Here is an 11,549-nt window from a genome sequence, read left to right on the forward strand (position 1 = left end):
TCAACAGAATAGATTCTGGATTAATTCTTTGACAGGGGAAGTAGCCCACGCTTTTTCGCCAGGGAGTCCTGGTGCCGGCCGGCACTGTCCGGACCGCCGCCGTCGTCGTTGTCTAAATGTAGCCAGACCCGCGCAGCGGATCTCGAATGTTTGTCATTCGTCTTGATTAGAGCTGGTAGTATCCGTGACGTCCGCTCCTGTGGGCGTTTGCTGGCAGGCGCGGGTCTCTTCCGTTGCCAAAACGGAAGGAATTTCATATGAACGCGTCGATCCCGCGCGCTCCCAGGCGGCAGAATCCCGTTCGGCCGCGTATCCGGAAGGGCGTCGCCGGGTACGTAGCTGTTCTAGTGGCGGGCATCGTTCTCGTCGCGCCGGGAGCGGGCGCTGCTTCCGCGTCACCCGCGACGACTCCACCATCCCCATCCCCGTCCGCGACATCAACTACCTCGAACGACCACGCGATGGGTTCGACTGTCCGCAGTCACGAGCCCGCCGCGCCGATGCGGATGTCTGCCCAGGCCGTAGTGCCCGCTTCGGTGGCCTCCGGGGTGCCGGGAATGGATGTCAGCAGCCACCAGGGCGATGTGGACTGGTCCACTGCGGCCGCAAATGGCGCCAAATTCGCCTATGTCAAGGCCAGCGAGGGAACCGGCTACGCCAACCCGTACTTCGCAAGCCAATATGCCGGATCCGCAAACGCCGGACTCCTGCACGGCGCATACCATTTTGCGCTGCCCGACGCGTCCTCAGGAACAGACCAGGCCAACTACTTTCTGCAGAGCGGCGCAGCCTGGACCCCGGACGGGAAGACCCTTCCTGCCCTCTTGGACATTGAATACAACCCGTATGGAAGTACCTGCTACGGATTGAGCCAGGGTGACATGGTGAATTGGATCTCCGATTTCGCCACGACCATACTGTCCAAGACCGGGCGGCTGCCTGCCATTTACACCACCACCGACTGGTGGACCACCTGCACCGGCAACGCGGCGGGTTTCGGAAACCATCCCCTGCATATTTCCAATTTCTCAACTGACCCTGGAGCACTGCCGGCCGGCTGGCCGGACTATACCTTGTGGCAGAACTCCGATACAGGCGTCTTTCCTGGAGACCAGGACGTCTTCAACGGCACTCTCACCCAGCTGACGGATTTCGCCACCAACCCGGGCCCTATCTTCTCCGATATTTCCGCGGATCCGTTCATGTCCGAAATCAACTGGCTCGGTTCCCGTGGCATATCCACTGGGTGGACCGAGTCGGATGGGTCAAGGAACTATAACCCCCTGACCACGGTAGCTCGGGATGCAATGGCCGCCTTCATGTACCGTCTGAAGGGCAGCCCGGCCTTCACTCCTCCGGCGACGTCGCCATTCACCGACGTCGCCACCAGCAACCCGTTCTACAAACAGATCACCTGGCTCGCACACAACGGCATCAGCACGGGCTGGACAGAAGCCAACGGAAGCAAAACCTACCGTCCGTATCTTTCTGTCAACCGCGACGCCATGGCTGCTTTCATGTACCGCCTTGCGGGTAGTCCGGCTTTCACGGCACCGGCGACTTCACCATTCACCGACGTCGCCACTGACAACCCGTTCTACAAACAGATCACCTGGCTCGCAAACAGCGGCATCAGCACGGGATGGACGGAGTCCGACGGAAGCAAAACCTACCGGCCGTATCTAGGGGTCAACCGGGATGCGATGGCCGCGTTCATGTACCGATACAACACCACGTTCGGGACCATGCACTGACCGCGAGTGGCTTTTTGAGAAGTGGGGTCTAGGCTCGGCCTCATGACAGCTGATAAACCGATGCCGCAGGATCCGATGCAGGACCCGCAGCCGAGGGGTCCGACGTCGCGCGCCGAGTCCGGCGCCGAGCACAGCTTCCGAACTGAGTTGAAGCGCGGGGAGGACGTCATCGATCCGATGACTTTCGCCGGCTCGCTTCCGCAGGATCGCGGCATCGCCCCGCGTCTTCGGGTCAGCCCCAGCAAGTGGTTCAATTTGCTCTGGTTGATCCCGATCGGCTTCGTGCTGCTCATCGTCGCGGTCGCCGTCGCGAAAGGAATCCGGGGGCACCCGTCCGTCGAGTCGTTTCTGAAGACCTATCCGGGAGCCTCAAAGCTGCCGGACGACGCCCCCGTGGGCTTTCCGGCCTGGCTGGGCTGGCAACACTTCCTCAACATGTTCTTCATGATCTTCATCATCCGTTCGGGCGCACAGATACTCACAGATCACCCGCGACTGTATTGGACACGGCATTCGACGCCGGGACGGGATTGGTTCCGGGTACAGAAGCCAGTGCCCGAAGATCCTTTGTGGACGGCTAAGAAGGATTCGATCAGCCTCCCTCGACAGGTCGGCTTGCCGGGGCTACGGCACTCGATCGGGCTCGCGCGCTGGTGGCACCTCGGGATAGACACGCTGTGGTTGGCCAACGGGATCGTCTTCTTCGTGCTGTTGTTCGCGACGGGCCAATGGATGCGCGTTGTCCCGTTGAGCTGGGATGTCATCCCGAACTCGATCTCGGTTGTCATCCAATACCTCTCGTTGGACTGGCCGACCGACAGCGGATGGACGAACTACAACAGTCTGCAACTGATCGCCTACTTCGTCACGATCTTCATCGCCGCACCCGCGGCTCTCGTCACCGGGCTAGGCATGTCTCCGGCGCTCTCCACGCGCTTTCGCCGCATCAGCTCAGTCTTCAACGTCCAAATGGCGCGTTCCTTGCACTTTCTGGTGCTGTGCTGGTTCCTGTTGTTCGTCGTCCTCCACGTGGCTCTGGTTCTCACTACCGGGGCGCTGGAGAACCTCAACCACATGTACGCGGGGCGCAACGACCAGTCCTGGACGGGGTTCTGGATTTTCGCTGCCTCGATGGTGGTCATCATCGTGGGGTGGGTCGCTGCGACTCCGCTCACCATCCGGCATCCGCGCCTCATCCAGAGGGCCGGTTACGCCCTGATCGGGCCGGCCGAACGGTTGTTCGAGCACATCGACTCACGCCCAGGACAATACACGGAGAAGGACATCTCGCCGCGCCTCTGGCTCAACGGCCAGTATCCCGAATCCGACGAATACAAGAATCTCTTCGACAACGATTTCCGGGACTACCGACTGCGCATCAATGGGCTCCTGGGCAATCCGGTCGAGTTGAGCCTCGCCGAGCTGCGAGCGATGGATTACCACGAGCAGATCACACAACACTTCTGCATCCAGGGCTGGTCCGGAGTGGCCAAATGGGGCGGGGTGTCGATGCAGGCTATCCTCGACTTGGTCAAGCCGACACCCGAGGCAAAGTGGGTGGTGTTCTATTCGTTGGGTGAGGGACCGGATGAGGGTGACTACTACGATGCGCATCCGATCGAGCAGATGGGCTATCAGCTCACCATGCTCGCCTATGACATGAACGGTGCGCCCTTGTCGTACGGCCACGGAGCGCCACTTCGGTTGCGCAACGAGGTGCAGCTCGGCTTCAAGATGGTCAAGTGGATCAAGGGCATCGAATTTGTAGCGGACTTCTCCGACGTGGGGGGCGGCTTTGGCGGCTACAACGAAGACCATGAGTTCTTCGGATACCGGCAGTCGATCTGACGGAACCGGAGAGTGGACTCGTCGCAAATCGATCTCCTAGCCATTTTGAGTGGCTGCTCAAAACATGTCATCAATCGCCTTGGCCAGCTCCGGCGTGTGGTCTAGGAAGCCCATGTGTCCGCCAGGTACAGTCCGGCGGCTGATGCCAGCATGGGAAGCTATCCACTCGGCGGCTTCTACGAAGCCACATCGCCCAGCCCGCACTGAGCCAGGAGCTCAAAGCTTTGGAAAAATCGCTCGGACTCAGGCTCCTGGAGCGGACACACAACCAGGTTTCGCTCACAGATGCCGGCCGTCGCCTTCAGGAGGAAGCAGAGCGCATCATTCAAGCTCACGACGCCGCTTTGACGGCCATGGAAGAGATCCGCAGTCCTCAACGCGGCACGCTCAAACTCGGCGTGCAGGGGTCTTGAAACTTCTTGATCGGACTTGAACGGACAGGCATTGATCGGGCTGCAGCGCGACGGCGACCCCGACACCCGCGAGCATGTGCTGGGTTTGATGATGGATGGCGGCATGATCCCCGGCCCACACCGCTGGTCGCCAAGCATTGCGACCAGCATGAGCCTGGTGGTTGCAGGGCTTGGTGTGTCGTTCAAAACGCCGCATCAGGTAGTGCCCGGTGATCCGCCCGGCGTCGTGTGGCGCCCGTTTGCCGGAGTGTCGTATCCTGTGCCCACGGTACTGGTCTGGCTTCGGAACGACGCCTCGCCCCTGACCACCCGGCTGGTCGCGCAGGCCCGGCTTCACGTGGCTAAGCCAGCGTAGGCAATGCTTCGAGTTTGAGCAGATACCGTTGCCCCCGGAGAGACAGTGGTGTGGTCAGCACGTTTCATTTCGGCAAGATTCTGCCGATTAGTCGCTCTGCCCGCGAAGCAGCGGTGGGCCCGCCAGCTACGTACCCGCCAGCCATTCCGGTTCGAAGTCCGGATGGTCTGAATACGGGAGCGCGAGGGCATTCAACGATTTCGTGGTCCATTCGATCGATTCCGGGATCCACTGCGGCGTATCACCAAGCGTGCCGCGAACCATCGTGGCCAGGGCCGTCTGCCGTGCGGATTCCACGATCCTGAGCAGCCTTCTTTTTGATTCGCATTCCAGGAGGAGGCGTCGCTCATACCATTTGCCCGCCTCGGAGACGGAACGGTCGCCGAGGAGTTTCCGCGCCGCAGCCTCGTCCTCGTTCAGGCGGTCCGAGAGGAAATCGACGATATCCACAAATTGAGCGTACGCGTCCCTCGCGGCTGCGGAAATGTTTGCCTCCGCTAAGCGGGGTCGGCTTGCTTTTCGCGCTGGAGCTCGACGGCGGGGGACGAAGCGACGGCAGCGGCTCGGGCCGAAACCGGGATGTTGACGTGGGGGAGGGCTGCAACGTGGGGGAGGGCGTTGAAGTGGCTCCGGGACATGCTGCCGAACTCGTAGGCGGTCTCGGCGTGCTCGGACAAGTCCACGCCTGCGAGCTCCGCCTCGTGGCTGACCCGGAATCCAACGGTCTTATGGATGACAAGGGCAATGATTGCCGTCATGATTCCTGACACTGCAAGGGTGACAAGAATGGCCACGATTTGGGCCACGAGCTGCTGGAGTCCGCCTCCGTAAAACAGTCCTCCTCCTTGGCCGTTCACCGGGAACGCGATGAATCCGAGTGCGAGCGTGCCGACAAGTCCGCCACCGAGGTGCACGCCCACGACGTCGAGGGAGTCATCGAAGCCGAACTTGTGTTTCAGGTCGACGAACACGGCGCAGGCGGCGCCGGCTACCAGCCCCAGGCCGAGGGCTGCGGCGGGAGCTACATTGGCGCAGGCCGGAGTAATAGCCACGAGGCCGGCAACGACGCCGGAAGCGGCACCCAAGGATGTGGGGTGGCCGTGTCGGATCTTCTCGGTGACCAACCAGCTGAGCATTGCACCGGCCGGGGCGACGAGGGTGTTCACCCAGATCAAGCCGGCCTGCGCCGACGTCGTGGCCGCGCCGGCATTGAAACCGAACCAACCGAACCACAGGAGGCCGGCGCCAAGCATGATGAAGGGGAGGTTGTGCGGGCGGTGGTTCGGGTCTTTTCCAAAGCCGTGACGCTTGCCCAGGATCAACGCCAGGACAAACGCGGCAGCGCCGGAGCTGATTTCCACAACTGTGCCACCGGCGAAGTCAATCACCTGACCGAAGACCGAACTGATGGCTCCGCCAGGACTGAGGAGGCCACCGCCCCAGACCATGAAAGCCAACGGGCAGTACACCAGGGTGATCCAGATGGGGACGAAAATGACCCAGGAAGTGAATTTGGCGCGGTCAGCGATGGCGCCGCTGATCAGGGCAACAGTGACGATGGCGAAGGTAGCGCTAAAACCGAGCTTGATGAGATCGGTGGAACCGACAAGGTCCGCCGAGCCGAAGCTGCTGAACGGATTGCCGAAAATCCCCAGGACACTCTTGCCGCTGATCATCGAGTAGCCCCACAGGATCCACACGGCGCCCACGATGCCCGCGGAGATGAAGCTCATCATGATCATGTTGAGGGAGGCCTTGGCCCGGGTCATGCCACTGTAGAAGAGGCCGAGTGCCGGAGTCATGAGCAGTGCGAGCGCCGCCGACACCATCACCCAAACGTTTTCCGCAGTGATATTCACGCGTTTCCCTTCTTGTCGGAATGCCGTAGGAGGACCGCCGTAGCTTGGCCCCGTTCTTCCCCTGCCCAATATTTCCGGTTCCGTGTTTCAAGCAATGCGAGGAAAAATTGCGGGGACGTTACATAACTTGCCTTGGCGTGAAGAACGCATGACGGGCGTGTTTCGGGAATGTTAACGCCGCCCCGGCGCAGACGAGTGGCCGCCCGCAGCGGGCACCCGGGATCCCAGTGATTCCGCGGATTCCAGGGCCAAAGGAGGTGAAATCCTTCCACCCGGCGGGAAATCCGGACATTTCTTCCACGTGAACGGCGGCTCACCGCCCCCAAAAGGATGTTTCAGCCGAACGCTGGCGCGTCACGGCCACCGCGTGCACACTTAGCCTGTGAAGCCGTTTCTCCTGCTCGCATCTCGCGCCGAAGACGCCGCCGCCGAGGAAGAGTACCAGGCGTATCTTCGTTTTGGAGGGCTCGCTCCCGAGCAGCTACAACGCATCCGAATGGAGGCGGCGCCCCTCCCGCTGCTTGAGCTCTCCGACTATTCCGGCGTGATTGTGGGTGGCAGTCCCTTCACTTCGAGCGACCCGGCGGAGCACAAGAGCCTGGTCCAGAAACGGGTGGAGAAAGAACTTGCGGACCTGCTGGACAAGATTGTTGCCGCCGACTTTCCCTTTCTGGGGGCCTGCTACGGGGTCGGAACCCTGGGGCTCCACCAAGGGGCTGTGATTGACCGGACCTACGGTGAAGGACTCGGCGGGGTAACCATCAAACTCACAGCGGAGGGCCTCCAAGACCCGCTCCTCCAAGGCATGTCCGAGCGCTTTGTCGCCTTTACCGGCCACAAGGAAGCCTGCACGGTCCTGCCAGGACACGCGGTGTTGCTGGCCGGTTCGGCGGCTTGCCCGGTGCAGATGTTCCGGATCAAGAGGAATCTTTACGCCACTCAATTCCATCCGGAGCTCGACGCCGAGGGGCTCGTCACGCGGATCGACACCTATCGCCACGCCGGATACTTCCCGCCCGAGGCTGCTGAACAGCTCATGGCAGACGCCCGGAAGATCACGGCTACCGAACCGATGAAGATCCTCGGCAACTTTGTCCGCCGATACGCGATTCCTCAATAATGTCGGAGGAATGAAGCACAATGGGCCCATGACTTTTGCAAATGTGGGAAGCCTCGGCACGAAACCCGGCCAGCGCGACACCGTCGTCTCCATCCTGCTCAGACCGAAACCGGAGCTCCGGGGCGCGGGCTGCCTGCTCTACGAGGTGGGCGTCAACGAAGAATCGCCGGACACGGTCTTTGTCTGCGAACTATGGGAATCGGCAGAAGCGCACCAAGGATCACTGCAGCTGGACAGTGTCCGAGCCGCCATAAGTGAGGCAATGCCACTGCTGTCCGGAGAGATGGGCGGCACGCGGTTCACGGTATTGGGCTCACCGCTCCGAAACCCCTGATATTCACCCAGTCGACACGTGGCTGACGGACAGGATTTTCATAGCTCTTACATAGCTGCAGTAGCTACGGTTGGTTCATTATGGAAGAGCAAGAGCCCCGTCGTCCCGGCCAAGGGTCCGGACAAAAGAGAAGTCGGTGGAACCGCTGGAGTCCCCGCCGACGTCGATCGGCCTTGCTGACAGCCTTTGCGGCCATTCTTACACTGACCCTGACGGCCACGATCTACTCAGCTGCGCATGCCCGCTCATCCGTCTCTCGTGCAGTGTCGGCGGTGGCCAGCGCTACGCCGTCGGCAGCTGTTCCAGCCGCATCCCCGACGACGACGGCCGCCGCAGCGTCGTCGACCGCGGCCGAGACTCCGACTGCCGCTCCAGCCCCCGCGGCTCCCGCAGCCGCAGCGCCGGCTGCTGCGGGTACCGGTGTGACCTCCGCATTGGACTCCGAGATCAACGCCATCATCGACGCCAACAGCCAGTACCAGATCGGCGTCACCCTAATCGACTTATCCAATGGCTCAAGCCATCAGTACGGGGTCCAGGCGCCGTTCGAGGCAGCAAGCACCGCCAAAGTCCTGGCTGCGGCCGCGTACTACCACCTTGTCGAGACAGGCGCAGTGTCCCTTGACGATCCCTTGGGCGACTACACGTCCGGATTCCAGATCAAGGAGATGATCCAGGACAGCGACAACGACTCCTGGTCCTTGATCATGGACGCGGTCGGCTATTCGGAACTGCAGTCCTATGCTGCATCGATCGGCGTCAGCTATGACCCCATGAACAACACACTGACTCCAAGCGAAATGGCCAGCATCATGGCCGGCCTCTACGGCGGGAAGCTCCTGAACCAGCAGGACACCGCACAGTTGTTGTCCTACATGCAGAACACCAACTACGAATCACTTATCCCCGCCGCGGTTCCGGCCGGAATCACTGTTTTCCACAAGTACGGACTGCTCGACGACGAACTCCACGACGCCAGCATCCTCACCGACGGAACCAACTCCTACGCATTCGTGGTGTACACCAAAGGCCAGGACGAGAGCGATATCCCCGCCCGCACCGACATCTTCCACCAGCTGACCCAGGCCGTGGTGAACGGTCTGTTCTAAAAGGACCTGGCCCGATCTTCAGCATCACGACGCCGGCCGCGCAGTCAGACTGACTGCGCGGCCGGCGTCCTTGTTCCCTTATAGGCGCTAAGCGCCTGTCGCGGTGCTATCTATATGCCTCCCTTCTGCATGGGGTCGGGCCAATTTCCTATGAATTGGTTATGGTCCTGCATGGTCTTCTCCTGACTAAGACGGTGTTCTGCGCGATGCGACGCAGTTGGTCGTGCCTGCCAAAAGGGCAGGGGCGGCCTTGATCAGTCGGGAGAGGAACCAGGATCGAATGCAGGTTCGGCCGAGGGGCTTTGCCGGCTATCCGGGATCGGGCCATGGCGGGGTGGCGGTGCAAGCGCACGTTGTTCGGGCAGATCTGCCGCGCCAAAGGCGGAACCGCCCTCCGGACCCGACGTCGATCCTGCCCCGGGCGGCGACACCGACGCAGGAACCGGTGCGTCAGGCGGAGGCCCGCCGGAGACCGGCGACACATCCGTTGTCGCAAACACCGCGGGGGGCATGAAGACAACCCCGTCCGGCAGGAATCCGGTGTTCCTTGTGAATCCGGGGTTCCGGGTGATCGCTCCCGGTCCGGACTGGACCGAGGGCGAAAAGCGGGTCGAAGGGACAGCTGGAACGCTTGGTCCGTGAGGCGGCAGTATTCCGGGGATCGGCGGCAATGCCGGCACGGAAGGCGGCTCGGGCAATGGCGGCACGGGCAAGGCCGGGAGTTCCTTGATCGTGTTCTCGACCACGGGCGGCACAGCGTCGACGACTCCAACGACTGGCGTCAAGACCTGCTTCGTTAGCTGACTGACCACGGTCTCAGGAACTGTGGCCAACTGACTCGGGCTTGGAACCACGGACGGGACGTGGTCGACGAGCGGTCCAATGGGATCGGTGAGGGAAACCGGGGGCAGTGAAACCGAAGGCGTCGGGACAGCCGGAATCGCCGGCAGAAGGTCTGTGGCCTGCGAAGGACCGGCCAGCCACAGCAACCATGCCAATGCGCCAAAAACGGCGAGAAGAACGGGGCGAACCAAAGAAATGCCACGGCACCCCAGATACCCAGCCAAACACTCCACCTCCCCAGTGCGGTGTTTGGATATTAAGGTACGCCCGTCCAGGGCGGCAGTCCATAGCTAAGCACCCTTAGCGCCCGAACTCCCGAAGGATCACTAGCTTGGACGCAGTGTCGACATCGGGGCGGAGATCCCGATCCTGGACGTCGGCGGGCAACGATAGACCGGCGTCGAAGGCCTTTCGGAACCGCGGACTCGCGAATTCTCCTCGTGTCCGGCCCTGCAGCCTGAGCGCGCGCGATGCGCAAAGGAGTTCAATACCAACCACCGTTGAAAGCGCCCGCACGGTGGAATCCATGCGGGAGCTGGCCACACTCGCGAAACTGGCATCTTCTTCGGCACCCAGTGAGAGCACCACCGTTTGCAGGCTCACAGGCTGCGCATTGGCTCGAATTCGGCCGACCGCTGCGGCCGCCACGTATTCCAGCATCATGACGCCGGACTGGCCGGCATTGTCGCCCGCAAGGAATCGGTGGAGACCGGTGTATGCCGGATCGCACAGCAGGCTGATCCTCCGAAGGTTCGTTGCGCACGCCGCGCCGATGGCCAGTTGCAGGGCATCTATGCGGCGGGCGAGAGTGGTCATCTGGAACAGGCCGTGGTGGGCCACCCCGTTGCTTCCATCCTCTGCGGAACCGTACACCAGCGGGTTTTCATGACCGGCCACCACCAAACGCTCCAAAAGGATGCTTAGCGCCTCGAGTTCCTCCGCCACCGAGCCGAGGGCCTGAGGCAGGGTGCGCAGGCAGTACGGGTCCTGGATCCTCGCGGGGTCACCGCTGCCTTCCACGAGGCCGCGCAGCACTCCGGCCATCCCGGTGACTGCAGGGGAATCAGCTGCCCGCGCGACTTCAGGGCTCAATGCCTCGGGATTCCCGGACATTGCCGCGAAGGACAACGCGCTCACCGTGGTCAGGTTTTCCATGAGCGTGACGAGCTTTTGGCGGGTGAGCGCGGCCTGGGCGATAGTGAGGGCGCTGGAGCTGATGAATGGAAGGGCATCCTCGGTGGCCCAGGTGTCCAGAGGCGCCGGGACGTACTTGCCGTCCATGGTGGGGCGCTCGCCGAGAAGGGTGAGCGCCGTTCCCGCCAGCGCGGGCAGGTCCGCAGTGCCGATTCCGCCGAATTCCCGCACTTCGGGCAGGGCATCGGCGTTGAGCATGTCCACGACAGCAGCGGCCACAGACGGGTTGATGCCGGACGAGCCCGCAGCAAGCTGGGACAGCCTGATGGCCAGCATAGCCCTGACGGTTTCCCGGTCAAGGACTCGTCCGGCATCGACGGCATGGCTGCGCAAGAGGTTCAAACCGTGGACGTTGACGTCCTCGTCCGCGGCGTCCAGCGCGACAGAACGGTTGGCCCCGACGCCGGTGGACCGCCCGTAGACGGGACGGGACAGCGCCGTCGCGCGGGCGGACCGTTGGGATGCGGCCATCCGTTCAACGGCCGACGGCGCCAGCGTCACCTTTGTTCGGCCATCTGCGACGGCTGCGATGTCGCTCAGACGCAGCCGTTTGCCGTCGATTTCGATCATGGAAGTGATTCTTTCTCAGATGGGCGGTTGATGTCCCAACTGGCTCGCAGTTGTTGTCGTTATGAGGGCTCATAACGACAACTAATGCGAGCTAGTTGCTTTCTTCCATGGGGATGCGGACGCCGCGTTCGTGGGCGACTTCGATGGCGC

General features: G+C 62.1%; 10 protein-coding genes. 7 read left to right on the top strand and 3 right to left on the bottom strand.

The window, feature by feature from the left end:
• Nucleotides 1-257 precede the first annotated feature (257 nt).
• The 4 genes from QRN59_RS14390 to QRN59_RS14405 all read left to right on the top strand — a co-directional run bounded on the left by QRN59_RS14390 (nt 258) and on the right by QRN59_RS14405 (nt 4,370).
• A complete protein-coding gene (locus tag QRN59_RS14390; protein ID WP_284983183.1) occupies nt 258-1,754 on the top strand; it encodes a lysozyme in 1,497 nt (498 codons plus the stop codon).
• Nucleotides 1,755-1,796: 42 nt separating this feature from the next.
• On the top strand, nt 1,797-3,602 hold the full coding sequence (locus tag QRN59_RS14395) for a molybdopterin-dependent oxidoreductase (RefSeq protein ID WP_284983184.1): 1,806 nt from the start codon (nt 1,797-1,799) through the stop codon (nt 3,600-3,602).
• Nucleotides 3,603-3,790: 188 nt separating this feature from the next.
• Nucleotides 3,791-4,015: a LysR family transcriptional regulator gene (locus tag QRN59_RS14400; RefSeq protein ID WP_284983195.1), complete on the top strand. Its 225-nt coding sequence runs from the start codon at nt 3,791-3,793 to the stop codon at nt 4,013-4,015.
• Between the two features lie 16 nt (nt 4,016-4,031).
• The gene (locus QRN59_RS14405; protein WP_284983185.1) at nt 4,032-4,370 is read left to right on the top strand and encodes a LysR substrate-binding domain-containing protein; all 339 of its coding nucleotides are present in this window, start codon (nt 4,032-4,034) and stop codon (nt 4,368-4,370) included.
• A 126-nt stretch (nt 4,371-4,496) separates the two neighbouring features.
• Here the strand turns inward: QRN59_RS14405 and QRN59_RS14410 are convergent, their stop codons facing one another.
• Both QRN59_RS14410 and QRN59_RS14415 read right to left on the bottom strand, forming a co-directional pair.
• A complete protein-coding gene (locus QRN59_RS14410; protein WP_234754299.1) occupies nt 4,497-4,820 on the bottom strand; it encodes a DUF6221 family protein in 324 nt (107 codons plus the stop codon).
• Nucleotides 4,821-4,867: 47 nt separating this feature from the next.
• On the bottom strand, nt 4,868-6,229 hold the full coding sequence (locus QRN59_RS14415; protein WP_284983186.1) for an ammonium transporter: 1,362 nt from the start codon (nt 6,227-6,229) through the stop codon (nt 4,868-4,870).
• A 382-nt stretch (nt 6,230-6,611) separates the two neighbouring features.
• Here QRN59_RS14415 and QRN59_RS14420 point away from each other — a divergent pair, with 382 nt between their 5' ends.
• The 3 genes from QRN59_RS14420 to QRN59_RS14430 all read left to right on the top strand — a co-directional run bounded on the left by QRN59_RS14420 (nt 6,612) and on the right by QRN59_RS14430 (nt 8,792).
• Entirely contained in the window at nt 6,612-7,349 is a 738-nt protein-coding gene (locus QRN59_RS14420) for a glutamine amidotransferase (protein ID WP_284983187.1), read from the top strand.
• A 28-nt stretch (nt 7,350-7,377) separates the two neighbouring features.
• Nucleotides 7,378-7,683 carry a putative quinol monooxygenase gene (locus QRN59_RS14425; protein WP_284983188.1) on the top strand — a complete coding sequence of 102 codons (306 nt, stop codon included), beginning with the start codon at nt 7,378-7,380 and terminating at the stop codon, nt 7,681-7,683.
• Between the two features lie 272 nt (nt 7,684-7,955).
• Nucleotides 7,956-8,792, top strand: a complete 837-nt coding sequence (locus tag QRN59_RS14430; protein WP_284983189.1) for a serine hydrolase — start codon at nt 7,956-7,958, stop codon at nt 8,790-8,792.
• Between the two features lie 1,143 nt (nt 8,793-9,935).
• On the opposite strand, the gene QRN59_RS14435 is transcribed toward QRN59_RS14430, so the two are convergent.
• The gene (locus QRN59_RS14435) at nt 9,936-11,399 is read right to left on the bottom strand and encodes an aromatic amino acid ammonia-lyase (RefSeq protein ID WP_284983190.1); all 1,464 of its coding nucleotides are present in this window, start codon (nt 11,397-11,399) and stop codon (nt 9,936-9,938) included.
• Between the last annotated feature and the right edge of the window lie 150 nt (nt 11,400-11,549).

The sequence above is a fragment of the Arthrobacter sp. efr-133-TYG-118 genome (genome assembly GCF_030209755.1).
Classification (GTDB): domain Bacteria; phylum Actinomycetota; class Actinomycetes; order Actinomycetales; family Micrococcaceae; genus Arthrobacter.

Excerpts from the sequence above, each read along its gene's own strand:
- QRN59_RS14390 (WP_284983183.1), top strand. The coding sequence starts at position 258 with ATGAACGCGTCGATCCCGCGCGCTCCCAGGCGGCAGAATCCCGTTCGG.
- QRN59_RS14395 (WP_284983184.1), top strand. The coding sequence starts at position 1,797 with ATGACAGCTGATAAACCGATGCCGCAGGATCCGATGCAGGACCCGCAG.
- QRN59_RS14425 (WP_284983188.1), top strand. The coding sequence starts at position 7,378 with ATGACTTTTGCAAATGTGGGAAGCCTCGGCACGAAACCCGGCCAGCGC.
- QRN59_RS14435 (WP_284983190.1), bottom strand. The coding sequence starts at position 11,399 with ATGATCGAAATCGACGGCAAACGGCTGCGTCTGAGCGACATCGCAGCC.